Origin of the sequence: Nocardioides alcanivorans, from assembly GCF_021555175.1 — a bacterium.
GTDB lineage: Bacteria > Actinomycetota > Actinomycetes > Propionibacteriales > Nocardioidaceae > Nocardioides > Nocardioides alcanivorans.
On record NZ_JAKGRW010000026.1, the window covers coordinates 125,908 to 149,725 of the forward strand.

Annotated in this window: 20 protein-coding genes; 10 read left to right on the forward strand and 10 right to left on the reverse strand. The window is 68.9% G+C overall.

From position 1 onward, the window contains the following. Window positions 1-336: 336 nt before the first annotated feature. Together L1066_RS14525 and L1066_RS14530 are read left to right on the forward strand one after the other, a co-directional pair. Entirely contained in the window at window positions 337-2,058 is a 1,722-nt protein-coding gene (locus tag L1066_RS14525; protein WP_235736997.1) for a sodium:solute symporter family protein, read from the forward strand. Then, window positions 2,055-2,186, forward strand: a complete 132-nt coding sequence (locus L1066_RS14530) for a putative transporter small subunit (RefSeq protein ID WP_235736998.1) — start codon at window positions 2,055-2,057, stop codon at window positions 2,184-2,186. Before L1066_RS14525 ends, L1066_RS14530 begins: the two co-directional genes overlap by 4 nt. Before the next feature lie 83 nt (window positions 2,187-2,269). On the opposite strand, the gene L1066_RS14535 is transcribed toward L1066_RS14530, so the two are convergent. Further along, window positions 2,270-4,540: an alpha-glucosidase gene (locus L1066_RS14535; protein WP_235736999.1), complete on the reverse strand. Its 2,271-nt coding sequence runs from the start codon at window positions 4,538-4,540 to the stop codon at window positions 2,270-2,272. Window positions 4,541-4,637: 97 nt separating this feature from the next. Between L1066_RS14535 and L1066_RS14540 the strand changes: the two genes are divergently transcribed. After that, on the forward strand, window positions 4,638-6,170 hold the full coding sequence (locus L1066_RS14540; protein ID WP_235737000.1) for a serine/threonine-protein kinase: 1,533 nt from the start codon (window positions 4,638-4,640) through the stop codon (window positions 6,168-6,170). A gap of 21 nt (window positions 6,171-6,191) precedes the next feature. On the opposite strand, the gene L1066_RS14545 is transcribed toward L1066_RS14540, so the two are convergent. From L1066_RS14545 to L1066_RS14565, 5 genes are read right to left on the reverse strand one after another with little or no spacing between them, the layout of a single operon-like run. Beyond that, on the reverse strand, window positions 6,192-7,772 hold the full coding sequence (locus L1066_RS14545; protein ID WP_235737001.1) for an alpha/beta hydrolase: 1,581 nt from the start codon (window positions 7,770-7,772) through the stop codon (window positions 6,192-6,194). After that, on the reverse strand, window positions 7,684-8,931 hold the full coding sequence (locus L1066_RS14550) for a DNA polymerase III subunit delta' (RefSeq protein WP_235737002.1): 1,248 nt from the start codon (window positions 8,929-8,931) through the stop codon (window positions 7,684-7,686). Before L1066_RS14550 ends, L1066_RS14545 begins: the two co-directional genes overlap by 89 nt. Then, window positions 8,928-9,593 (reverse strand): dTMP kinase, encoded by a 666-nt coding sequence (gene tmk / locus L1066_RS14555; RefSeq protein ID WP_376707683.1) that lies wholly within the window; start codon window positions 9,591-9,593, stop codon window positions 8,928-8,930. Before tmk ends, L1066_RS14550 begins: the two co-directional genes overlap by 4 nt. Window positions 9,594-9,644: 51 nt before the next feature. Then, window positions 9,645-10,079, reverse strand: a complete 435-nt coding sequence (locus tag L1066_RS14560) for a nuclear transport factor 2 family protein (RefSeq protein ID WP_235737004.1) — start codon at window positions 10,077-10,079, stop codon at window positions 9,645-9,647. Next, window positions 10,079-11,686 carry a helicase HerA-like domain-containing protein gene (locus tag L1066_RS14565; RefSeq protein ID WP_235737005.1) on the reverse strand — a complete coding sequence of 536 codons (1,608 nt, stop codon included), beginning with the start codon at window positions 11,684-11,686 and terminating at the stop codon, window positions 10,079-10,081. Before L1066_RS14565 ends, L1066_RS14560 begins: the two co-directional genes overlap by 1 nt. An 80-nt stretch (window positions 11,687-11,766) precedes the next feature. Between L1066_RS14565 and L1066_RS14570 the strand changes: the two genes are divergently transcribed. Both L1066_RS14570 and L1066_RS26050 read left to right on the forward strand, forming a co-directional pair. Beyond that, window positions 11,767-12,063, forward strand: coding sequence for a type II toxin-antitoxin system VapB family antitoxin (locus L1066_RS14570; protein ID WP_235737006.1), 297 nt, complete (start codon window positions 11,767-11,769; stop codon window positions 12,061-12,063). 3 nt (window positions 12,064-12,066) lie between these two features. After that, on the forward strand, window positions 12,067-12,687 hold the full coding sequence (locus L1066_RS26050) for a LytR C-terminal domain-containing protein (RefSeq protein WP_235737007.1): 621 nt from the start codon (window positions 12,067-12,069) through the stop codon (window positions 12,685-12,687). On the opposite strand, the gene L1066_RS14580 is transcribed toward L1066_RS26050, so the two are convergent. Further along, complete coding sequence (locus tag L1066_RS14580; RefSeq protein WP_235737008.1) at window positions 12,620-14,131, reverse strand: potassium/proton antiporter; 1,512 nt, start codon at window positions 14,129-14,131, stop codon at window positions 12,620-12,622. The genes L1066_RS26050 and L1066_RS14580 overlap by 68 nt on opposite strands. Before the next feature lie 87 nt (window positions 14,132-14,218). On the opposite strand from L1066_RS14580, the gene L1066_RS14585 reads away from it, so the two are divergent. Further along, complete coding sequence (locus L1066_RS14585) at window positions 14,219-15,670, forward strand: FAD-binding protein (protein WP_235737009.1); 1,452 nt, start codon at window positions 14,219-14,221, stop codon at window positions 15,668-15,670. A 209-nt stretch (window positions 15,671-15,879) separates the two neighbouring features. Further along, window positions 15,880-17,064 (forward strand): pyridoxal phosphate-dependent aminotransferase, encoded by a 1,185-nt coding sequence (locus L1066_RS14590; protein WP_235737010.1) that lies wholly within the window; start codon window positions 15,880-15,882, stop codon window positions 17,062-17,064. Between the two features lie 10 nt (window positions 17,065-17,074). Here the strand turns inward: L1066_RS14590 and L1066_RS14595 are convergent, their stop codons facing one another. Both L1066_RS14595 and L1066_RS14600 read right to left on the reverse strand, forming a co-directional pair. After that, on the reverse strand, window positions 17,075-19,141 hold the full coding sequence (locus L1066_RS14595; protein WP_235737011.1) for a hypothetical protein: 2,067 nt from the start codon (window positions 19,139-19,141) through the stop codon (window positions 17,075-17,077). Next, window positions 19,138-19,563: a zinc ribbon domain-containing protein gene (locus L1066_RS14600; RefSeq protein WP_235737012.1), complete on the reverse strand. Its 426-nt coding sequence runs from the start codon at window positions 19,561-19,563 to the stop codon at window positions 19,138-19,140. The genes L1066_RS14595 and L1066_RS14600 overlap by 4 nt, the downstream gene beginning before the upstream one ends. Before the next feature lie 186 nt (window positions 19,564-19,749). Between L1066_RS14600 and L1066_RS14605 the strand changes: the two genes are divergently transcribed. Genes L1066_RS14605 through L1066_RS14615 form a run of 3 tightly spaced genes read left to right on the forward strand, consistent with a single transcriptional unit; the run spans window position 19,750 to window position 22,380 of the window. Beyond that, window positions 19,750-20,148, forward strand: coding sequence for a hypothetical protein (locus L1066_RS14605; RefSeq protein WP_235737013.1), 399 nt, complete (start codon window positions 19,750-19,752; stop codon window positions 20,146-20,148). A gap of 1 nt (window position 20,149) precedes the next feature. After that, the gene (locus tag L1066_RS14610; protein WP_235737014.1) at window positions 20,150-21,070 is read left to right on the forward strand and encodes a hypothetical protein; all 921 of its coding nucleotides are present in this window, start codon (window positions 20,150-20,152) and stop codon (window positions 21,068-21,070) included. Then, window positions 21,067-22,380 (forward strand): hypothetical protein, encoded by a 1,314-nt coding sequence (locus L1066_RS14615; RefSeq protein WP_235737015.1) that lies wholly within the window; start codon window positions 21,067-21,069, stop codon window positions 22,378-22,380. Before L1066_RS14610 ends, L1066_RS14615 begins: the two co-directional genes overlap by 4 nt. 27 nt (window positions 22,381-22,407) lie before the next feature. Here the strand turns inward: L1066_RS14615 and L1066_RS14620 are convergent, their stop codons facing one another. Next, entirely contained in the window at window positions 22,408-23,817 is a 1,410-nt protein-coding gene (locus L1066_RS14620) for a vWA domain-containing protein (protein WP_235737016.1), read from the reverse strand. Between the last annotated feature and the right edge of the window lies 1 nt (window position 23,818).

Below are 23,818 nucleotides of genomic sequence, written 5' to 3' on the forward strand. Positions count from 1 at the left end.
GCCAGTGGGGCACGCCTCGTTGGTCGAGCCCGTCGAGACCCGTCCGCTGGTCGAGCCCGTCGAGACCCGTCCGTTGGTCGAGCTTGTCGAGACCCGTCCGCTGGTCGACGGGGTCTCGACGAGGTCGAACCAACGAGCGACGGGGTGGCGCAACGACGAAGAGCCTTTGCTCTCAGCAACTGTTAAGGTTCGCAGTTGCACTCCGGGGGAGGGACGAATCGCTGAGCCCTGCCCGCACGTGCTCTCTCGGAAAACTCAAATCTACATAGCGTGAGGTGGTGATCCTCTGGTCAACGACAGTCCATTGCGACTCTCGACCATGAGGGAGGTGACGCGTTGAACGCGTCCGACACAGCCCAGTTCAGCATCCCCGTCATTGTGCTGCTGCTGGTGTTCTTCTACGGGGGAACTTTCTACATCTCGACCCGGATCGGCAAGAAGAACGAGAACGCCGACGGCTACATGACCGCTGGCAACAATCTCGGCTTCGGCATCTCGGCCGCATCCATGACCGCAACCTGGATCTGGGCGTCCTCGATGTATGCCTCGGCGACGTCCGGCTACACCTACGGGATCTCCGGCCCCATCCACTACGGGCTCTGGGGCGCGTTGATGATCCTGTTCATCTATCCCTTCGGCAAACGCATCCGCAAGGTCGCCCCGAAGGCCCACACCCTGGCCGAGGTGATGCACGCGCGTCACGGACGCTCCAGCCAGATGATGCTCGCCGGATCCAACGTGATCGGCTCGCTGATCAGCTTGATGTCCAACTTCTTGGCCGGCGGCGTGCTGATCGCGATGCTCTCGCCGTTCAACTTCATCCAGGGCGTCTTCTTCGTTGCCCTGGGCGTGCTGCTCTATTCGCTCTGGTCCGGCTTCCGCGCTTCGGTGCTGACCGACTTCGTCCAGGTGGTCGCACTGCTCGGGGCCGTCGTCGTGATCGTGCCGGCGATCTTCTTCGCCGCCGACTTCCCGACAGCCTTCTCGACCGGCGCCGGCAACCTGACCGACCAGCAGTCGAACTTCTTCTCGTCCGAGGCGTTCCTGCACCAGGGCGCGCCCTACATCGCGGCGGTGCTGGCATACGCGATCGGCAACCAGACGATCGCGCAGCGCTTGTTCGCGGTGAAGGAGAGCCTGATCAAGCCGACGTTCGTCACCGCCACGGTGGGCTACGGCGCCACCGTGATCGGGGTCGGCATGCTCGGCGTGCTCGCTCTCTACCTCGGCATCGAACCGATGGACGATGACGTCAACAACCTGATCCCGCAGATGGCACTCGAGTATCTGCCCACGGCTCTGCTGGCGCTCTTCCTCATCATGATCATCGGCGCCCTCTCCTCGACGGCGGACTCCGACCTGGCAGCGCTGTCATCGATCGCGATGGCCGACTTCTACGGGCAGAACGTGGCGGGCAAGCAGAACGCCAACCCGAAGACGATGCTGCTGATCGGGCGGATCACGATGGTGCTGGCCACGGCCATCGCCATCGCGTTCGCGAGCCTGCAACTCAACATCCTCGACCTGTTGGTCTTCGTGGGGGCGTTGTGGGGCGCCCTGGTGTTCCCCGTGATCGCGAGCTTCTACTGGAACAAGGTCACCAACAGCGCGTTCACCGTCTCGGTGATCGTCGCACTCGCCTGCTTCCTGCCCGTGCGGTTCGAATGGATCTCCATGAGCGGCGGCGTGGGGTACGTCGTCGACGTGCTCAACGTCGTCGGCATCGGCGTGGTCATCGGCCTGATGATCTTCGGCTTCCTCGGCCTACGGGTCGCCATCGGCGCGAGCGTCCTTGCCATGCTGGCCTCGGCGCCATTCGTGATCGGCTTCCTGCACGACTACGCGACGCTGAGCGGATCCCTCGTTGCCTACGCAGTGAGCACGATCGTCTGCATCGCCATGTCGATCCGGGCCAAGGACGAATTCGACTTCGCCCTCATCAAGAAGCGCACCGGCGACTTCGACCACGATGACGCGGATTCGCTCGATGCCGAGCTCGACGCCCTCCTCGCGTCGACCCCGGACACGGATCCCGACAAGCAAGGAGACCCCGCATGAACGACACAGCGATGACCCTCTATGTCCTGGTCTGGCCCGTGGTCGTGGCCGTCGTCCTGGTGATCATCTGCATCGCCTTCTTCAGGGAGTGGAAGTCTGCCCACGACGAAGGTCGCGACATCATCTGAGCACGCTGATCCGTGCCCACGATGTGAAGGAGGGCCTCAGCACCACCGCGCTGGGCCCTCCCTCGTCTTCGTACGTCTCGACCTCAACTCCCGTTCACCGCGGCCCCGACCGCGGCGACCAACGCCTCGGCTCCGGGCAGATCAGCAGACACGAATGCTGCTGGAGTACCACGTGGGGCGTCGACGGTCGTCTCGGCGTCTCCGGCGTACTCCTCCCCGGTGAGCAGATGGATCCAGCGGCCGGGTGGGAAGACGACCCGCACCGTGGCGGCCCCCTCCTCGAGCACGGGGGCGACGAGCACGGAGTCCCCGAGGAAGAACTGGGTGTCCACCTCGGCGGCGGCGGAGCCGGGGTGCACCAACCAGCCGTGCCGCAGCGCGGGCAGGCCTTCCTCATGGGCCTGCCTGAGCACCGAGCGACGGTACGGAGCCAATGCCGTGAAGAGCCTCGTCATCCGGGCGAAGGAGCGTTCGGCCTCCGGCGAGTCGTAGACCTGGGCATTGTCCGCGGGTCGGTTTCCCTCGTGGGTTCGCATCACCACGCCGAATGCGGCGAGTTCCGTCCAGCGCTCGAGCAGGTCGTCGGGTCGCGTGTAGTCGCGAACCTTCGCGTCGATCGAGGTGTAGCCGCCGATGTCGGAGTGCACCAACGGCCACCCCGAGACGCCAGCCGAGAACGTCGCAAGCAGCACGGAGGCGAGCCCGTCCTGCCGCCCGAAGTCGACGAGTTGGTCACCGTTCCAGAAGAGCGCCGATTCCGCCTCCATGCCGAGCGCCCCCGAGCGGAACCACGTGACGCAGTCCGGCTTGCCCGCGAGCCGGCAAGCCTCCCGCACCGTCTGGGCCCACAGGAGCGGCCACTGGTTGTGCCGCGACGACGCCTCACCGTCGGCCAGCACGGCATCGAACGGCAGCCCCTCACCGAAGTCGGCCATGAAACCGTCCACGCCCGCACCGAGCACCTCGTCGGCGATCACCCGGGCGAACCAGTGCCGGGCCTCGGGATCGGTCAGGTCAACGAGGGTCGCCTCGAAGTCACCCTGGTCGAGTGCGTACGGAGCGCCGTCAGGACCAGTCACCAGGTAGCCGGCGTCACGGGCCTCCTTCCACAGGTTGCGGATGCCCGAGTCCTCCTTGGGGTCAGCGTCGACGAGGAACGGATTCACGTAGGTGGTGGTCCGGATCCCCTTCTCGGCGAGATCGGCGACCAGCCGCTCCCATCCGGCGTACCGCTCAGTGTCGAGCTGCCAGGTCCACCAGAGACGATCACCGAACGAGGTCGTACGCCGACCGGTCCAGTCCTGGATCCAGACCGCCGCGAGATCCGCTTCCACCTCGATCAACTCGTCCACTTCACGCCGCACCTTGTCGGTGCCTCCCTGGACGCCAAGCACCGCACCCGTCTGGGTCCACTCGGCCAGCTCAGGACGCCGGGGCCCCGCTCGGCGCGCGATCAGCTCCGCCGGCGTGCTCGCCGCAACGAGTTCCAAGGTGAGGTGCGGCGCCCACACCTCCAGACCAACGCGTCCGGCCTCACGGACGTCGGCGACGGCAAACGCATGCGATGACTCCTGGGCGGGGTCGAGCCGCACCCCACGCAGGTCGTCGGTCACGAAGCTGGACCACGCGGCGTAGGTCATCTCCTCCGTGCCACCAGCGCCGTGGTTGGTCAGGTCGGCGAGGAAGGTCAACGGCTGGAGCCCCCGCCCCACGCCCTGCTCGCGCACCACGATCGGCAGCAATCGCCCATCGAGGTCGAAGTCGGTGAACTGCTCACCGAAGCCGTGCACGCCGGCCCGACCCGAGCGCCCGGAGATCCATCCGACCGCATCGAGCCCGCCGTCGGTCGTGACATAGGCGACCACACCGCCGGCCTCGCGCACCTCCAGCGCCAGCGTGTACGGCGCGGGGTCGCCTTCGCCAGTGAGGCGACCGTGCAGCACCACCTGGCCCACCCCCGCAGCCACGCTGTCGATGTGCTGGTCGGCCAGCCGCTGGCGGATGTCCACGTCCGGCCAGAAGTAGCCCTTGTGCTCCTCCCACCCCACCGAGCCACGGGCGCCGGTGACGAACGAATGCCCACGCTGCGAGGCCCAGACCGTCCGCCCTTCCTCCGTGATCGTGAGCCCGTCGCGGGTCAGATCCACCGTGACTGTCCCGAGCGACCACGTCCCTTCCGCATCGGTCGCCACCTCCAGGGAACCCGGCTGCACCGTGTCGAGATCGTCCTCGGGCAGGGTCGCGTGGAAGATCAACACCCCGGCAGCCGCCAGCGAGACGAGCACGAGCAGCCCGATCCCACTTCTCCTGAGCCAGCGGAGGATGCGACGGCGGCGAGGGTGGGTCCCGGACACGGGGACAGTCAACCTGCTGGCACCCTGTCGGCGCCATGGCCCGCCAATCGTCCTGCTGGCGGAACCTCTAGGGTGTGCGCGGACGAAAGGGGCACAGATGAGTCGATCCGGTGGCGAAGCGACCGTCGGCCCAGTGCCGGGCATCGAGCTCGGGCCGGAGATCGGGCGTGGTGGATTCGCGACCGTCCACCGCGGCATCCAGCTCTCGGTGGGTCGCGAGGTGGCGGTCAAGATCGACAGCCGGCCGTTCGAGGACGAGCGCAACCGTCGCCGTTTCCTTCGTGAGGCCACGGCTTCGAGCCGGATCAGCGGCCATCCCCACGTGGTCTCGCTGATCGACGTCGGCACCACCCGCGACGGCCGCGCCTACCTGGTCATGGAGCTCTGCCCGCACGGCAGCCTGGGCGATGTCCTCCGCGCCCACGGCCCGCTCTCGGCAGCTGAGGCCCGCGACCTCGGGCTGGCCGTGTGCGGTGCCCTCGCCGCCGCTCACGAGGCCGGCATCGTCCACCGCGACGTCAAGCCCTCCAACGTGCTGATCGATGCCTTCGGCGCCCCGCGACTCTCCGACTTCGGGCTGGCCGCCCTCCCCCAACCGGGGCGTGACCTGTCGGTGACGTTGGAGGCCCTCACCCCGGCGTACGCCTCGCCCGAGGCCTTCGACAACCGGCCGCCCACCCCGCGCTCCGACGTGTGGTCGATGGGGGCCACCCTGCACGCGATGATCTCCCGCGTCTCTCCGCGCCGAACCGCCGACGGCTCCCTGACCCCGATCCCCGAGCTGATCGCCCGGCTGGCCGAGCCGATGCCCGACCCGGGCGTGCCCGGCAGCGCCGAACTGATGCAGGTGATCGCTCGGGCCTGCGCCTACGACCCCGCCGACCGCTATCCCACCGCGCGGGAGATGTATGACGACCTACGGTCCCTGCACCTGCCCAGCACCACGACCGTGCGTCGCGTCGCGGCTGGCCCAGACGCCGTCTTCACGAGCCTGCCGACCGGGCGCCCGTCTCCGCCGCGAGGCTCACGTCGGTGGCCGGGACTCGTCGCCGCGACCGCGCTCGGTCTTGCTGTGGGCATCGGCACCACCATGGGTCACGGCGCGTTCCTCGACGGCGAGCCCACAGATCCCGATCCCGCTGCCCGAGCCAGCACAGCGACGACCGACGGGGCTGTTGCCGACGGTCAGCCCGCCGACGGTCAGCTCGCCGACGGTCAGCTCGCCGACGGTCAGCCGGCAGACCATCAGCCTGCTGACACCGCGACCGAGGAGCCGCCCGCAGTCGGCACCTGTTGGGGAGGCATGACCAACATGAACGGGCAGATCACCGCCAACGAGGGCGACTGCGCCGATGACCACTATTACGAGACCTTCGCCAGCGGTCTGCTCGACCCCGAAATCGAGACGCCCTACCTGCGCGACCTGGTGCAGGACCCCAATGTCGTTGCGACCTGCACCGAGCAGGCACTTCTCGACTACCTGGGTGACACCGACCGCCACGACGACAAGACCCTCAGCGTTGACGTCTTCCCGCCCGACGTCATCGCCTTCACCCGCGGCGAACGCGGATTCTCCTGCGTGGTCTCGGTCGACGGCGAGGGCACTCGCACCGGATCGCTCACGGACTGAGCGGACCCGGGTCCGGGTGACTCACGCCGCCGGGCAGTCCACGGCATCGTCCGGTACGACGCCGTCCAGCAGGTAGCGCTCGACGACGTCGTCGACGCAGGAGTTGCCCTGGTTGTAGGCGGTGTGGCCGTCGCCCTCACGACTCACCAGGACGGCTGGTTCAAGCTGTTCGGCCAGCGCCTCGGCCCACTCGTAGGGAGTGGCCGGGTCGCGGGTCGTGCCCGTGACCAGCAAGGGGTCGGCGCCGGCTGCGGTGAGCGGCGCACGCTCCTCGGCGACCTCCACCTGGATGCCCGCACAACCTGCCAATCCCCATGCGAAGACGTCACCGAAGGTCGGCGACGCCTTGCGGAACGCCTTCAGCTGGCCGGGGATCTCATCGATGGGCATGCTCGTGGGGTCGTCGAGGCAGTTGATCGCCCAGATCGCCTCGGACGAGTTGTCGGCATAGGGGTCTCCGATGCGGGACGAATAGAAGTCGGAGAGTTGGAGCAGTTCGCCGGCCCTGCCCTCCAGCGCGGCGCCGAGGGCACTGTCGAGCAGCGACCAGTAGTCCTGGTTGTAGAGCGGCAGCACGATGCCGTAGAACGCATTGCCCACTGCCAACTCACGGTCACCCACCTTCATCGGTGCCGCGTCGACGTCGTCGAGGAAGTCCGTGATCGTGTCGAGTGCCGCATCGCGATCGGCGCCCAGATAACAGCCACCGTCGTCGACACAGTCATCGACGTAGGCGTCGATGGCCCGCTGGAAGCCGCGGGCCTGGCCCAGGCTCGACTCCCTGGCGTCGAGACTCACGTCGACCGCACCGTCGAGCACCAGCCGGCCCGAGGTCTCCGGGAAGATGTCGGCGTAGGTCGCGCCGAGCTTGGTGCCGTAGGAGGCACCGAAGTAGTTGAGCTTGCGTTCGTCGAGCACGGCGCGGATCACGTCCATGTCGCGCGCCGCCTCGACGGTGGAGACGTGGGCAGCGAGGTCACCGGACTTCTCGACGCAGCCCTTGCCCATCCGCTCGTCCCACTCCACCGCCGCTGCGATCTCCTCCGGGGTGTCGGGTGAGGGATCGGCAGCGAGGTAGGCGTCGAGGTCGTCGTCACTCAGGCAGTCGATCGGGCTGCTGGAGCCCGTGCCACGCGGGTCGAATCCGACGATGTCGAACTTCGCCAACAGCGGCTTGCCGAACGCGTAGGAGGCCTGGGACGCGTATTCGGTGCCCGCGGCACCCGGCCCGCCCGGATTGACCACGAGTGCTCCGACCTTTGCGTCCTGGTCGGTCGCCGGCACCCGCAGCAGCTGGAGCTTGATCGTCTTGCCGTCGGGCTCGGCGTAGTCGAGCGGCACCGTGATCCTCGCGCACTCGTTGGCCCCACACTCCTGCCAGTCGGCGACCTGGTCGTAGAACGGCTGCAGCCTCTTGGCGGGAGCCACGCGCGCCTCCTCGTCGGGGAGCTGCCACTGGGCGCCCGGACGACTGGAGGGTTGTTCCGATCGGGGTGAGTCCTCGTTGCCGGAGTCACGGCTCTGGGCGACCACCGACACGAGCACCCCGGCACCGCCGATCAGCAGTGCCAACCCCGCGACCAACGCGACGACGCGCTTCACGGCTTGCTCCCTCGGGCAGCCGTAGCGAGACCATCATCGATTCGAGTGCCAGCGAAGCCGGCACGTTGAACTCCAGCATCTGCTCCCTCGCGGTGAAGATGGCCTCGATGCGGCCCAGGTTGCTCTCGGGCGTGGTCGCCCGCACCAACCGTTGCAGGTCACCGCGCAGCTCCTCGTTGACGAGCTCGACGGCGGATCCGGTGGCGAGCACGATCGCGTCGCGGTAGACGGAGACGATGTCCATGAGACAGCGGTCGACCACGTCGAGGATCCGCCGTTTGGCACGGGTGCGCTGCCCCTTCTCCAAGGCGCTGAGGGCCGGGGCGTACTCCCGTGGGCGGCGCCCTCGCTCGACCACACCGAAGGACGAGTCGAGGTCGGCCTTCTCCTTGGCGTCGAGCTCTTGCGTGATCGCCTCGGCCTCCTCCTTGGCCATCGCGTGGATCTCGCCGGCGGCGTTCATCGCCGGTCCCAGCCCGGTGAGCCTCACAGGCCAGCCCACCACCTGGTTGCGCCGAGTGCGTGTCGCATCGTCCCTGGCGAGTGCCCGGGCCCGGCCGATGTGTCCCTGGCTGGCGCGGGCGGCGTACGACGCCAACTGCTCGGGCACGCCGTCGATCCGCGTGAGGAAACCGGCCACGTCGACCGTGGAGGGAGTGGCCAGACTGATCAGTCGACAACGCGATCGGATCGTCTGGAGCACATCTTCGACCGTGGGGGCGCAGAGGATCCAGATGGTGCGGGCGCTCGGCTCCTCGATCGACTTGAGCAGCGCGTTGCAGGCCTGGTCGGTGAGGCGGTCGGCATCTTCGACGATGAGCACCTGCCACCGTCTGCCGGACGGAGCCAGCGACGCACTACGGACCAGCTCGCGCACTTCGTCGACACCGATCGAGAGCTTCTGGGTGCGCACCAACGCCACATCGGCGTGGGACCCGGCCATGACGGTGGTGCAGGAATGGCAGTGGCCGCAGCCCTGCTGCTCGCACTGGAGCGCGGCAGCCAGCGCGACGGCCGCGTTGGAGCGACCCGACCCGGGCGGGCCGACGAAGAGGAAGGCGTGGCTCATGCCCTGCCCCGCCGCCACCTGCTTGAGCGTGTGGATGACCGGGCCCTGCCCGACCAGGGTGTCCCAGACGCTGGCCACGGCAGTGTTCATGCTCCCGCCTCGCTCCGGCGCACGACCTGCGACAACCTCGGCCTCACCGCGTCGCGGATGGTGGCGGCCAGGGCGTCGCGGCTGCCCGACGCGTCGAGCACCAGGTAGTGGTCGGGATCGGCAGCGGCGAGGTCGAGGAACGCCTGACGAACCCGCTGGTGGAACTCGGCGCCCTCCGCCTCGATGCGGTCACGCTCCTCGAAGCGGCCCAGCCCGCGCTCCGGCGGCAGGTCGAGCACGACTGTCAGGTGGGGGCGCAGGCCGGCGGTGGCCCACCGGTTGACTGCGGTGACCTCCGCCGGGTCGAGGTCACGACCGGACCCCTGGTAGGCGATGGCGGAGTCGACGTAGCGATCGGTGATCACGACCTCGCCGCGGGACAGGGCAGGCAGCAGCACGGTCTCGACGTGCTCCGCCTTGTCTGCGGCGTAGAGCAGCGCCTCGGTGCGATGGGCCAGGTCCCCGGTCTCCGGGCTCAGCACGATCTCGCGCACCCGTTGCCCGACCCGGGTGCCGCCCGGCTGACGAGTGAGGAGGGTCGGATGGCCTTCGGACTCGAGCCAGGAACGCAGCAGCTCCGCCTGGGTCGACTTCCCGCCGCCCTCGCCGCCCTCGAAGCACACGAAGAGCCCGGTGGGGGTCAGCAGCGCAGGCGTCTCGATCACGTGATGAACCCTAGTCGGCGGTCCAGACACGACCGCGACGCATGTGCGTCAGCGCAGCCGCCAGCTCGGGATCTCGCTCGGCTTGAACGTGGTCTCCCACAGGCGGGTGTAGCCGGTGTGGACGATCTTCCAGCCGTCCTCGGTACGCCGATAACGGTCGGCATAGATCGCTGCGCCCTCGAGCACGTAGTCGTCCTTCGGCCGCATGACCTTGTCCTGCAGGTGCCAGGTGCCCGTCGCGGTGTCGCCGTCGACCTCGATCTCCGGGTGGTGGACCTGGTGCATGCTCCACATGCCCTCGCCCACGTTGGTGCGCATGAAGGTCATGAGTTCGTCGAGCGAGTCGAAGTTCAGCTTGCTGTAGGAACCGGTCGCCTCGGGGGCGAAGCAACTCTCGAAGAGCTCCCAGTCCTTCGTGTCGAAGGCCCGCATGTAGCGGTACTTCATCTGGGTGATCTCGTGGATCGCCTCGAAGTCGGTCATCAACGCCGTCCTGTCCTGAAAACGCCACGGGCGATCTCGCGCGCCGCGGTCCGCATGAAGTCCTTGAACGCGCCGGACTCTACGACCTTCTCCACCAAGTCCTTGTCCTGCTTCCGCTGGGTCGGAGTACGCCGCTTCGACAGCTTTTCGGCCTCCCGTTGGTGGGGCGCCAGCCCATCGTCGGCACCCGCCCCGGCACCATCGTCCGCGTTCTCCTCCGCGGCCTTCTGCGCCCCTCGCTCCAATCGCTGCGCAAGGATCTCGCGCGCCGACTCGCGGTCCAGGGCGTCGGCGTACCTGGCCCGCAGCGACGACCCGGCCACCTGTTGCTCCAACCACGCGTCGTCGGCCGGGGACATCAACGACTCGGGCGCACGCAACCGGGTCCAGGCGACCGGGGTGGGGGCACCCTTCTCGTTCATCACCGTCACGACCGCCTCGCCGATCCCGAGCGAGGTGAGGACGCGACCGAGGTCGTCGTAGGCGGGGTGTGGATAGGTGTTGACCGTCTGCTTGAGCGCCTTGGCGTCGTTGGGCGTATGGGCCCGGAGCTGGTGCTGAACGCGGGAGCCGAGCTGGGCCAGCACCTCGTCGGGCACGTCGGTCGGCGCCTGGGTCACGAAGAACACGCCGACGCCCTTCGAACGGATCAACCGCACGGTCTGGGCGACCTGCTCGAGGAAGTCCTTGGAGGCGCCCTTGAAGAGCAGGTGGGCCTCGTCGAAGAAGAACACCAGCTTCGGCTTCTCGATGTCGCCGACCTCGGGAAGCTCGTTGAAGAGGTCGGCCAGCAGCCACATGAGGAAGGTGGAGAAGACCGCCGGACGGTTGGCGAGTTCGGGCAGCTCCAGCAGCGAGATGACTCCGCGACCGTCATCGGCGACGCGGAAGAGGTCGCTGGTGTCGAACTCCGGCTCGCCGAAGAACGCATCGGCTCCCTGGTCGGCGAAGGTGATGAGCTCGCGCAGGATCACCCCCGCGGTGGCTGACGAGAGACCGCCGAGATCCTTGAGGTCGGGCTTGCCCTCGGGACTGGTGAGGTGATGCACGACGGCGCGCAGATCTGCCAGGTCGAGCAGCGGCAGCCCCGCCTTGTCGGCGTAGTGGAAGACCAGCCCCAACGACGACTCCTGGGTGGCGTTGAGGCCCAGCACCTTCGCCAGCAGCAGCGGTCCGAAGGAGCTCATCGTGACCCGCACCGGGATGCCGTTGCCACGGCCGCCGAGCGCGAGCAGCTCGACCGGGAAACCCGTGGCTTCCCACTGCTGGCCGACCCCCGCGGCCCGCTCGACGATCTTGTCGCTGTGCTCACCCGGAACGCCGAGTCCGGTGAGATCGCCCTTCACATCGGCCGCGAAGACCGAGACACCGGCGGCGCTCAGCTGCTCGGCGAGGACCTGCAAGGTCTTGGTCTTGCCGGTCCCGGTGGCACCGGCCACCAGTCCGTGCCGGTTGAACATCGCGAGCGGAATCCTGATCGCGGTGTCGGTCAGGGTGTCGGCGTCCACCATGAGCGCGCCGACTTCGACCACTTCCTGGTCGAACGCGTAGCCGGGCGCGATCGCCGCCTGGATCGGGTGTTGTTCCGGGGTCGCCGACTGGGTCATGGCTCGGAGCGTAGACGAGAACGGTGTCGTGGACCCGCCGTCATGGCCGGGTCCACGACACCGTCAGTAGACTCACCCGCGTGATCTTCAAGCGCATCGGCAGTGGCCGGCCCTACCCGGACCACGGGCTCAGACCCCGTGACTGGGCGCAGGTTGCCCCCAGCCAGGTGCGCCTCGACCAGTTGGTCACGATCAAGGACACCCTGCGTCTCGACTCCCTGCTGGCGGAGGAGTCGACGTTCTACGGCGATCTCTTCGCCCACGTCGTGCGGTGGCGTGGCGACCTCTACCTCGAGGACGGCCTGCACCGTGCCCTTCGGGCCGCACTGCAGCAGCGCAAGGTGTTGCACGCTCGCGTTCTCGAGATGGAGGGCTGAGACGTGGGAAAGCACCACCAGGCGATCACCCTGTCCGTCCTCGCGGTGCTGTGCCTCTTCGGGATCATCTTCGGTGTCAAGGCGCTCACCGCGCCCTTCCCCGAGCAGTCGCTGGTCGCCGACGAGGAACCGGTCTGCCAGGACCGTGACATCTCGGCTGGCGAATCGGTCGGCCCGCAGGAAGTGACGGTCAGCGTCTACAACGCCGGCGGCCGCGCAGGCATGGCGAGCAAGACGATGACCGAGCTCATCGAGCGGGGCTTCTCGGCCGGGAACTCCGGCAACATCGACGCCAAGCAGGTCAAGTTCGTTCAGATCTGGGCCGAGACGAAGGACAACCCGGCGGCCAGGTTGGTGGCCCGCCAGTTCGGCACGAAGGTCAAGATCGTCGCCACCGACGACCTGCCCGGTATCGGTGTCGTGGTCGTCGTCGGCCCCAACCTCAAGGGCATGCAGAAGGACGCCCCCTCTCCGTCAAGGCCCAGACCGACTCGACCTTCTGCAGCCCGCCGGTCACCTGACCCCCGGCCCCACGGACCTCAGCGTCGATCCCGGATCAGTCGGTCCCGCTGGGATCACTCCGGAGCCACTGGGCCAGCCGACCGCTGCGGGAGATCTCGGTGAGCCTCTCGTCGGTCTCCACCCGCAGCTTGCGGGGCGTGACCACCAGGAGGTCGTCACCACGGCGCAGCACCGTACGTCGCTCGGGCACCATCGTCTCGCCGTTGCGGATCACGAGTGCCACCGAAGCTCCCCGGGGCAGCCGCAACTCACCCACCTCGACCCCGTGCATCTTCGAGCCGAGGCCGATCCGGACCTGCAACAGGTCGGCAGCAATCCGCTCGAGCGGCGCCGCCTCCACGTCGAGTTCGGGCCGGTCGTCGCGTTCGGTGAGGCCCAGCCAGCGCGCCGTGATCGGCAGGGTCGGGCCGGTCATCAGGGTGTAGACGACCACCATCACGAAGACCACGTCGAAGAGCTTCGCGGCACCGTCGACCCCTTCGGCCAACGGGATCGTGGTCAACACGATCGGCACCGCACCACGGAGGCCGGCCCAGGAGATGAAGGTCAGTTCCGGGAGCTTCATGGGTTGCACGAGGGCACTCACCATGACCGACAGGGGTCGGGCGACGAAGGTCAACAGGAGTCCTGCGGCGAGGGCGAGCCCCACCACCGACAGGCTGATCCGCTCCGGAGCGAGCAGCAGGCCGAGCATCACGAAGAGGCCGATCTGGGCCAGCCAGGCGATGCCTTCGACGAAGGACCGGGTGGCACCGCGGTGCGGCAGGTCGGAGTTGCCGAGGATCAGGGTGGCGACGTAGACGGCGGCGAACCCGCTGGCGTGGGCAGCAGCACCCGCTGCGTAGGAGCCAATGGCCAGCGAGAGGATGGCGAGCGGATAGAGGCCCGGCGCTGGAAGTGCGACGCGGCGCATGAGCCACGCTCCGGCGTACCCCACGGCGATGCCGATCAGGGTGCCGGCGAGCAACTCGTAGGTGATGATCGCGGCAACTGCCCAGATGCTCTCCTCGGCGAAGGCGCCGCTGGCGACGAGCGTGACGAGCACGACCGTCGGTGCGTCGTTGAGGCCTGACTCCGCCTCGAGCGTGCCGGAGATCCGGCGAGGCAGCGGCACCACCCGGAGCACCGAGAAGACGGCCGCGGCGTCGGTGGGCGAGCAGACCGCACCGAGCAGGATCGCCAGCTGCCACGAGAACCCGAAGAGGTAGTGCGCGCCGACCGCCACGACGGCGACCGAGACGAGGACGCCGAGCGTGGCCAGCGCCGCTCCCATTCGGATGAGTGGCCTGATCTCTGACCACTTCGTCGTGACACCGCCCTCGGCAAGGATCAGCACGAGCGCCGCGAAGCCGAGTGCGTGGGCGAGCTCGGCGTCGTTGAAGTGGATGCCGAGGCCGCCCTCACCCAGGGCCACGCCGATGAAGAGGTAGACCAGCAGGCTGGGCAGTCCGGCCCCGGCCGTGACCCGGACGGCGAGGATCGCCACCAGTGTGACCACGGACCCCAGCAGCAGGAATTGGTCCAACTGGTGGAGGTCGAAGGTCAAGTGCTGCGTCCGTTCCTAGGCATGTGGTCGCGATTCTACCGACCGAGACGTCTAGAACTTGTTCTAGTTGTGACCTACCCTGCTGCCATGACCACCGAGTTGCCCGAGGTCCTGCCCGCCATCGCCATCCCGTCCGACGCCGAGGAGTACGACGTCGTGGTCGTCGGCTTCGGCATCGCGGGCGGATCTGCCGCCCTCGAGGCGGCGCGCGCCGGCGCCAAGGTGCTCCTCCTCGAGCGTGCGGCGGTGCACGGGGGCACCTCGTCGATGAGCGGTGGCCACTTCTACCTCGGTGGCGGCACCGCGGTGCAGGAGGCGACCGGTCACGCCGACAGCGTCGAGGAGATGGTCAACTACCTGACCGCCGTCTCGGCCGACCCCGACCCGGAGAAGGTCCGCGCCTACTGCGAGGGCAGCGTCGAGCACTTCGACTGGTTGGAGGCCCTGGGGTTCGAGTTCGAGCGCAGCTACTACCCCGAGAAGGCCGTCATCCAGCCGGGCACCCAAGGCCTGATGTACACCGGCAACGAGAAGGTCTGGCCCTTCATCGAGCAGGCAGTGCCCGCACCGCGCGGTCACAAGGTCCCAGTGCCCGGCGACACCGAGGGCACCCGGATCGTCATGGACCTCCTCCGCGACCGGCTCGCCGAGACCGACGCCGAGGTGCGCTACGAGACCGGCGCCCACGCCCTGGTGACCGACGAGTCCGGCGCCGTGGTCGGGCTGCGATGGAAGCGATTCTCGGAGACCGGCCTCGTGCGGGCCCGCGCGGTCGTGCTCGCCGCCGGCGGGTTCGTGATGAACAAGGAGATGGTCGCCAAGTTCACGCCCAGCCTGGCGGAGAAGCCCTTCGTGCTGGGCTCGACCTATGACGACGGCCTGGGCATCCGGCTGGGCCAGTCGGTGCGCGGCGACACCGCGTTCATGGAGGAGGCCTTCCTCACCGCCCCCTTCTACCCGCCCTCGAAGCTGGTCAAGGGCCTGGTGGTCAACAAGCTTGGTCAGCGTTTCGTGGCCGAGGACTCGTATCACGCCCGTACCTCTGGTTTCGTGATGGAGCAGCCCGACCACGCGGCCTATCTCATCGTCGACAGCGAGCACATCGAACATCCGGCCTTTCCCCTGGCCCCGTTCATCGACGGGTGGGAGACGGTCGCGGAGATGGAGCAGGCGCTCGGGATGCCCGAGGGCGCACTGGCCACCACGCTGGAGCGCTACAACGAGCACGCGGCGGTTGGCGAGGACCCCGACTTCCACAAGCACCCCGACTGGCTCGCCCCACAGGGCACCGGCCCCTGGGGGGCCTACGACCTCACCCTCGGCAAGGCGCTCTATGCCGGCTTCACCCTCGGCGGCCTGGTCACCGACGTCAACGGACGGGTGCTCACCGCCGACCGTGCCCCCGTCCCTGGCCTCTACGCCGCGGGCGCCTGCGCCTCCAACATCGCGCAGGAGGCGAAGGGCTATGCGTCCGGCACCCAGCTCGGCGAGGGTTCGTTCTTCGGTCGCCGCGCCGGTCGTCACGCCGCCACGAAGTAGCTCCCGTTGCGCGCGAAGTAGCGCAACTGATGCGACGAAGTAGCGCACGTGGTGCGACGAGAGCGCTCCTCTTGCGGGCCACGAACAAGACGCGCAACCTCACCCCACAAGACGCGCGACCTCGCCACACATAAGCGCGACCTCGCCGCACAAGACGCGCGACCTCGCCGCACATGAGCGCGACCTCGCGGGTGAGGCAGACTGCGGGCATGAACGATCGCTTCACCGTGGCCAGCCGGGCCAACGTGCCGCCCTTCCACGTCATGGACCTGTTGGCCGCCGCGCAGGCGCGCCAGGAGAGTCACGGGGACCTGATCAACATGGTTGCCGGCCAGCCGAGCACCGGCGCGCCCACGGCAGTGCGAAACGAAGCGATCCGGCTGCTCACGTCCGGGGACCCGCTCGGCTACTCGGTGGCCAGCGGTGTCCCGGAGCTCCGAGATCGGATCGCCGAGCACCACCGGAGCTGGCACGGCCTCGACATCGACCGCGACGACGTCGTGGTGACGACGGGCTCCAGCGGCGGCTTCCTGCTCGCCTTCCTGGCGGCGTTCGAGACCGGGGACCGGGTGGCGATGGCCCGTCCCGGTTATCCCTGCTATCGCAACGTGCTGCAGGCGCTGGGTTGCGAGGTCGTCGAGTTCGACTGCGGTCCCGAGGTCCGTTTCCAACCCACGGTTGCCGCACTCGAGGATCTCGTCGCAGCCACGGGACCGATCCGGGGTCTCGTCGTGGCCAGCCCCGCCAATCCGACCGGCACCATGCTCGCCCCCGAGGAGCTCGCGGCCCTGGCCACGTGGTGCGAGACCAACGGCGTGCAGCTGATCAGCGACGAGATCTATCACGGCATCGAGCACCACGATGCCGACCTCGGACACGCCTCCGCCTGGAACACCTCCCGTGAGGCGGTCGTCTTCTGCTCGTTCTCCAAGTACTTCTCCATGACCGGCTGGCGGATCGGCTGGATGCTGGTGCCGAAGCGCCTGAGGCGGGCGGTCGACGTACTCACCGGCAACTTCACCATCTGCCCGCCAGTGATCGCCCAACGCGCGGCCGTGGCCGCCTTCACCGATGAGTCGTACGCCGAGCTCGACAGCCATGTGCGCCGCTACACCGCCAACCGCGAGCTGCTCCTGGATCGGCTTCCCCGCCTCGGGATCCACGAGCTGGCACCCGCCGACGGCGCGTTCTACGCGTACGCCGACATCACTCACCTCACCGACGACTCCATGCAGTGGACCCACGACCTGCTCGATGCCACGGGGGTCGCCGTCGCCCCGGGCATCGACTTCGACACCCGGACGGGCAACCGGTTCGTGCGGTTCTCGTTCGCGGGCTCGGTCGACGAGATCGCCACGGGACTCGACAGGCTCTCCACCCACCTGTCCCGCTGAGCCCCGACGTTCAGCGCTGCAGCCGGGTCGTCCCCTCCGGCGGCCCCGACACCCGAACCAGCTTTGCGTAGCACTGCGACGGCGCCCTCCCGGAGTCGGCGCACCACTGCAGGGCAGGCTTGGCGCGGTTCGATCCCTGCCCGACGACCGTCACCCAGTAGTCGTCACGCTCGTAGGATCCCCAGTCGCCGCTCCACAACAACCTCACGTCAGGGTGGTCGAGGCGCAGTCGGAGGTGCTCCTCGTAGATCGCGGTGTAGTCGTAGGTCCTCGCGTCCACCGAGTCGTGCGTGCCGTCCTGCTTCGAGGAGAGCTGGGGCATCCACTGACCGGCCAGGTTCTCGAGCACGTGCTCCTTGTCCTGGGCCGCGATCCGCCGCAACGCCTGCAGGCTGTTCTCCTCACGGGTGTCCGGGTCGGTGACGTCGTCGGCCGAGTCCGCACCGCCGGCGTCGGCCACCGCCGGGTCCTGGGGCGCCAACTCCTCCCCGCTGCCCGACTCCTCCCGCTCGCAGTCCACGAGGATCGCACCGCGACCGATGTAGCTCCCGATCTCCTCCGGGGTCGCCCACACCTGCTTGACGGGGAAGCCCGTGGTCACCTCCGACGTTCCCTCAGCTGGGATCCACACCCGGTTGTCGTCGGAGAAGTCGAAGCGCCCCGTCGCCAGCGGCACGTCCGATCCGTCGTCATCGCTCCCCGTCAGGTCGATCCGATACGCCGGGGAGTCGAGCCACTGGCCACTCGGGCAGGTGGCGCTGACCTCGAAGGTGACCGCGACGCTCCCCGACACGGCCTCGGACGAGATCGGGGTGAACTCCGGTTCCGAACCACAGGCGGTCACGTAGTCCTCGCCCAGTGCGAGGTCGTCCTTCGGCTCTTCGGCGGCCACCTCGTCCAACCCGACCGGTCGCTCCAGCAGATCGGGATCCGGGTCGTCGAAGTCGGCGAAGCCGAACATCGTCTCGCTCGACGTCACCACGACACCTCCGGACCACGTGGAGATGTGGGTGGTCATGGACCACCTGCTGCCGTCGTCCGACGCCTCGGTCACCGGTAGTTCCCGGCTCCAGGCCAGGTCACCGCTCCAGACGCTGCGCACGTCGAAGTGGTCGGAGTCGGGGGTGAAGCTCAAGAACGCGTCCGAGGTGGCGGCGTACGTCCACCGTCTCTCGCGGTCCCGCCAGAGCACCTCGCCGCCGAGCGCCGTCTCGAACCAGATCTCGCTCTCACCGTCCTCGGGCCACCTGCTGACGCGGAGGACGTCGTCGTTCACCCACGTGACGTCGCCGTTGTCGTCGTCCACGACCGTCCTGACCACCTCGCCGCTGTCGCGACGGACCAGCTCGCCGCCGAAGCCGACCAGGCCCCGACGCACCTGGGGGCGAGTGCCCCACAGGTCCCACAAGTAGCCGGACCAACGCTGCTCCTCGCCCTCGAACCAGGTCAGCCCGTCGCGTTGCTGGACGACCAGCGGCTGGCCCTCGGCATCGCGACCCACGTAGGTCCAGGTCTCTTGCTCCGTCAGCTCCCCGGTCGTGACGTCGACCCGGTAGGGCTTGCCCGCCACGCTGGCCCAGAGGCGTTCGCCGTCGGTCTCCAGCGTCGACCAGTCCTCGCCGCCGTACTCCTCGTCGTCGACCAGCCGGGTCTCACGATCGACGTCGCCGACCAGGTCGTCCACGCTGCCCGCAGTGACGTGGATCCGGTGCGTCCCGGTCGTCCAGTCGCTCTCCCCACCCAGGGTCCAGACCTGGTCGCCCATTCCGACCATGCCGCGCAGCCGGTGGTCGAACGTGTGCGAGGCGACCACCCGCCCATGGTCGACATCGCGCACGGTCAGCAGAGTGGACGCGGTGTCGTTCGTCTCGTCCCAGCGTTCCTCCCCGCAGACGAGTTGTTCCTCGCGCGGCAACACGATGCACGTCCCCCACGTCTCCTCGGCGAACTCCTCCGACCAACGAGTGCGGCCGGTAGCCGCGTCGAGGGCCACGATCCAGCGCTGTGACCTCTCCAGCATGCTGTCGTAGGCGTGCACCCCGATGACCGCCAGATCGCCAACCACCAGAGGTGTCACCGACTCCCCTCCCCGGAGAAGTCGGGGGCGAAGAACGTCGCACCAGGCTCATCGACCACGTCTTCGGCGCGAACGCTCCACTCCCGGCCGGGCTGCCCGAGCACCGACGTCGCCGGCTCCACCGCCGCCCCGGGGTTCGGCTTCGGGGCGGCTTCATCGTCCCCCAGCAGCACCACCCCCGTGACCGCTGCACCGGCCACCAGCAGCAATCCCACCGTCGCGGCGATCCACCATCGCCGCTTGCGGGCCCCGGACGTCGCCGGTACGGGTGGCTGCGCCTGCGGCCACGGCGGAGGGCCGCCAGGAGTCGGTCCCGCAGCCGTCTCCTGCGTGCTCCCCGGCTGCCGCACCGGCGTCCCGCACGCGGTGCAGAACTTCCTGGTGACAGGCTGGCCACATGCAGTGCAGAAGCGCTGAGTCATTGCGATGTCCCCGACCGTTTCGTGCCTTTGTTCCTGAATTCCAACACAGGCGCGTCGGCCGAGAGAATGCTTCAAGGAAATCAGTCGTGCACCGGTTTGAGCCCTGTCCAGGGTGGGAACGGGGGCGGAGAGGTAGAGGGATGGTGATCATGTACGGCGAGTCAGCCGCGATGCGCAAGCGCGTCCGTGAGTTGCACGAGCAGGCCCGCGACCTGCGGGCCTTGGCAGAACGGCCTGGTCGGGCAGGTCGAGGCCATCCGCTGGCACGGTCGGGCAGCGCGCGACCTGCGCGAGCGCATGACCGACCGCGCGGCACGGTTGCGCGCGAGCGCCGAGCAACACGACGTGGCCGCCGAGGCACTCACCCGGCACCTGAGCGAAGTCGACCGCCGCAAGGACACCATCGCCGACCTCGAGCGCCGCACTTCATCCCTGCGCGCCGACGCCCACGCCCGTGCCGAGAAACTGACCCACCCCTCCGATTCCCTCGTCGAAGTCAACGACGACGACCGCCAGATCCTGGCCTTCACCCCTCCGCCCTCCGGCCACAAGGACTGGTTGACCGTGACGATCCCGGGTCTCTGACATGGTGACGATCGATCTCACCTCGCCCGCTCCGGCCCCGCAGGACACCCTCGACGGGTTGCCCCGCCGCCTCTCACTCACCCTCGCCGAACTGCAGCTGCTGGCGAAGCGCGCCGGCGGAGCCCCGCTGCCCTTCGACGTCGCCGCGCCCGTGCAGGCGTCCGGACTGGCCAGCCGACTGGGCCAGACCCGACTCGGCGCGGAGGATGCCGCGTTCCAGCAGGCATCGGCATCGTCGCCCGACGCCGAGCAGTCCCTGCGCCGTCGCGGTCTGGTCTCCGGAAGCGTCAACGCCTCGGTGGCCGGTGCCTTGGGGGTGCTGGCGGCCCCCGACCTGGCTGTCGACATCGACGTGAGCGTCGCCGGCGACCGTGCCCGCGCCTGGCACCGCCGCTCCGGCGACGCCGTCGTCTCGCTCGCCACCGCCGACGGACTCGTTCACGAACTCGCCTGGTTCGGTGTCGACCAGTGGGCCGACGAGCTCGGTCGGGTGCTGACGCTCCCCACCGACCACGGCACCCGGCCCTCCGGCGTACCGGAACAGGCGACCCTCCCCTTCGAGCTCCTCGACGCCGGCAGCGAAGCCGCTCGGTCCGGCCGCTCCGACCTCCTCACGGCCATCACCGCACGGCATCTTCCCGGCACCCGCGACGCCGATGGCGCACCGCTCGACAGCGCGACCGCCTCAGCACTCGTGTCGGCGCTCGTCACCGAGACCCAGGGCCGGGCCCGGCTGATGGTGGCCCGCGCCTCGGCACCCGTCACCCGCGTGGGTGTCGTCTCGCTGGTCCTGCTCGCCGACGGTTGGCGCATCCTCGCCGCCCGCCGCGACGGCGACCAGCACCTCGTTGACATCCGAGCGCTGCAACCGTCCTGTCTCGCCAGCCAGCTGGCCCCGGTGATCGCGGAGGTCCAGGCATGAGCACCAGCAGCGAGGAACAGGGCATGGCCGGCGAGAAGTACGCCGCGATGGCACGACTGGCCGAGTGGTTCCGCACCACCGGCGACACCGTGCGCGAGCGGGCCGACCTGGGTCGCCAGGTGCTGACCGATCCCGACGTCGCAGACTCCGCCGAGCTCTCGCCCGACACGTGGCGGACCGCCGAGGAGGAGGTTCACCGTGCCACGACCGGTCGCTCCGGCCTCGACGCCCACGCCCTCGAGCTCGACGCCGATGCCCTCGTGGTGCGCGCCACCGTGCTCACCTACCAGTGGATCGACGACCTGCAGGAGATGGCCCAGAAGACACTCGGCTCCATCGCCGCGCGAGCGCTCGGCTACCTGGCACCCGAGGTGGCACTCGGAGGCCCGATCGTCTCTGCCGGCCTCATCGAGACCACCGCTCCCGACAGGGACGAGCTCGCGGCCTATCTCAACGAGCTGGCCGAATCCAACCCCGAGCTGATGCAGCACTTCGTCTCGGGCGGTGGCGGTCTGGTGGAGTCCCTCCAGCTCCGCGCGATGCTGACCACGTCCGTCCTCGCCGGCGACGCCCGCAACGACGTGGCCCGCGGCGGGCTTCGCGCCACCGGTGCAGGCCCGTTCGCCGACGACTTCTCCTCCGCGCTGCGTGACATCGCGGGTGGTTATGTCTCCGACGCCAGTGGCACCGATCCGCTGACCCAGCCCGAGGGTGACGCCGCTGCGGCAGACCGCCCAGCCTCCATCGCGGCACTGGTGCAGCGGCTGACCGAGGTCGAGGCCGACATCTTCGTGCAACCGGTCGGCGCGGGACGCTTCCTGGCCTTCCTCACCGGCGGGCCTGCGCCTGCCGGCGGTGCACTACAGGTCTCCGACGGCGACCTGACCGCTGCTGTCTCCGGTGCCCGGCAGGCGATCGAGAAGGCGGTCTCGGCCGTCGACGGCGCCCGGCTCATGTTGGTCGGCCTGGGTCGCGGCGGGCTCGTCGCCACGCGGCTCGCGGCAGAGGTCGACGGATCCCCGCTGCCCATCGACCAGGTCATCACTGCCGGCGCGCCCGCGGCTCAGGGCACCGAGGTCCCGGTGACCATCCCGGTGCTGGCTCTCGAAGACCGGAGCGATCCGGTCGCGCTGCTCGGCTCGCTCCTCAACGCCACGCTCGCCAACCGCCTCACGGTGGTCTTCGACGGTGCCGACGCCATCGGCGCCGCGGCCTACGTACGGGGCGGGGAGATGGCCGACCGGGCCACCCACGCCGACGTCGTCGCCGCAGTGCAGCGCCTGCGAGAGCTGGGCTACCTCAGCCTCTGACCCAGCAACACGTGCGCCTTCGCGGAGTCAGAGCACGGTCTGGACGAAGTCACCGAGCTGGGTGATGTTGCGGCACTCGACCATGGGCACGATCTCCGCATAGCGTGGCGCGATCGAGTCGCCGGCTCCCCACTGCCGTGGATGCTCCGGGTTGAGCCACCACGCGTGCCGGCACCGGTCGACCATCGCCCGGAACGGCTCGAGCTTGGGATCGGCATAGTTGGAGCGGGCGTCACCGAGCACCAGCAGGGCGGTCTTCGGGCCCAGCGCGTCGGCGTACTGCTCCTCGAAGACGGTGAAGGCGCGCCCGTAGTTGGTGCGTCCCCACAGCGCGGCCTGACGAGCGGATGCGGCCAGGGAGGCCATCACCTCGACCGGGTCGGCGCCCGGACGCAGCTCGTCGGTCACCTCGACCACGTTGTCGACGAAGGTGAAGGCCCGGATCTTGCTGAAGTGGTCGCGCAGCGCATGCACCAGCAGCAGGGTGAACTGGGCGAAATTGGCCACGGAGCCACTCACGTCGCACAGCACCACGAGGTCGCTGCGATGCGGCCGCTTCGGCCGTTGCACCGTCGTGAGCGGCACCCCGCCCGTCGACATCGAGGCGCGCACCGTCCGCCGGAAGTCGAGCGGGCCCCGCCTGTCGGCGTGGTGCTGCTGGGTGAGTCGGGTGGCCAGGCGTCGCGCCAGGGGCTGGATCTCACGACGCAGCGCCACGAGATCGGCAGAACGGGCACTCATGAAGTCAAGGGTGTCGATCGTCGGACGCCCGGTGTTGTTGGCGACGTAGCGGGTGCCCTTCTCCTCCGCGATGCGGCGCAACGAGTCGGCCTCGACGCGGCGTCGGAACTCGTCGACCGAGCGCTTGGCCCGTCGTCGCGCCCCGGCCTGGTCAGCCCCCTGCGCCAGCAGGCTCGCGACGATCCGCTCGACCAGTTCGTCGCCGTCGACCCGCTTCAGGGCCTGATAGGCACTCCACGACGAGAGTCCGGGAGCACGCCCGGGCATGGCCCCGAAGCGACCCAGCGCCTCGATGGCGAGCTCCTGCAGCTGACCGATGTCACCCTCGGCCATCGCCTCGACGGCACGGGCGCGGAAGTCTTCGAGTGCTGCCCCGTTGTCCTGACCGCGCAGTTCCTGGTCACTCGCCTCCCCGACCGGCGCCTCACCCGTGTCGAGTCCCGGCTGATCCACGTTGCCGGTACGGCCGGCCCCCACCAGCGCTGGGAACCACAGGTCGAAGAGCTGGTCGAAGGTCGGCCGGTGAGTGGCGCGCTTCACCAGCGTGGCGGCGTACGCCGTGCGCAGCGTCTCGCGGTCGTCCCACGGCACCAGCGACACCGCCCGGGCAGCATCGATGTCTTCGGCGACCGAGACCGGGAGGCCTGCACGACGCAGGGCCTCGACGAAGTCGACGTGGCGGTCGAGCAGCGACATG

Bases quoted from the DNA above. Each gene is read 5' to 3' on its own strand.
- L1066_RS14530 (WP_235736998.1), top strand. From the start codon at position 2,055: ATGAACGACACAGCGATGACCCTCTATGTCCTGGTCTGGCCCGTGGTC.
- L1066_RS14540 (WP_235737000.1), top strand. From the start codon at position 4,638: ATGAGTCGATCCGGTGGCGAAGCGACCGTCGGCCCAGTGCCGGGCATC.
- L1066_RS14550 (WP_235737002.1), bottom strand. From the start codon at position 8,931: ATGAACACTGCCGTGGCCAGCGTCTGGGACACCCTGGTCGGGCAGGGC.
- L1066_RS14560 (WP_235737004.1), bottom strand. From the start codon at position 10,079: ATGACCGACTTCGAGGCGATCCACGAGATCACCCAGATGAAGTACCGC.
- L1066_RS14565 (WP_235737005.1), bottom strand. From the start codon at position 11,686: ATGACCCAGTCGGCGACCCCGGAACAACACCCGATCCAGGCGGCGATC.
- L1066_RS14585 (WP_235737009.1), top strand. From the start codon at position 14,219: ATGACCACCGAGTTGCCCGAGGTCCTGCCCGCCATCGCCATCCCGTCC.
- L1066_RS14590 (WP_235737010.1), top strand. From the start codon at position 15,880: ATGAACGATCGCTTCACCGTGGCCAGCCGGGCCAACGTGCCGCCCTTC.
- L1066_RS14600 (WP_235737012.1), bottom strand. From the start codon at position 19,563: ATGACTCAGCGCTTCTGCACTGCATGTGGCCAGCCTGTCACCAGGAAG.
- L1066_RS14610 (WP_235737014.1), top strand. From the start codon at position 20,150: ATGGTGACGATCGATCTCACCTCGCCCGCTCCGGCCCCGCAGGACACC.
- L1066_RS14615 (WP_235737015.1), top strand. From the start codon at position 21,067: ATGAGCACCAGCAGCGAGGAACAGGGCATGGCCGGCGAGAAGTACGCC.
- L1066_RS14620 (WP_235737016.1), bottom strand. From the start codon at position 23,817: ATGTCGCTGCTCGACCGCCACGTCGACTTCGTCGAGGCCCTGCGTCGT.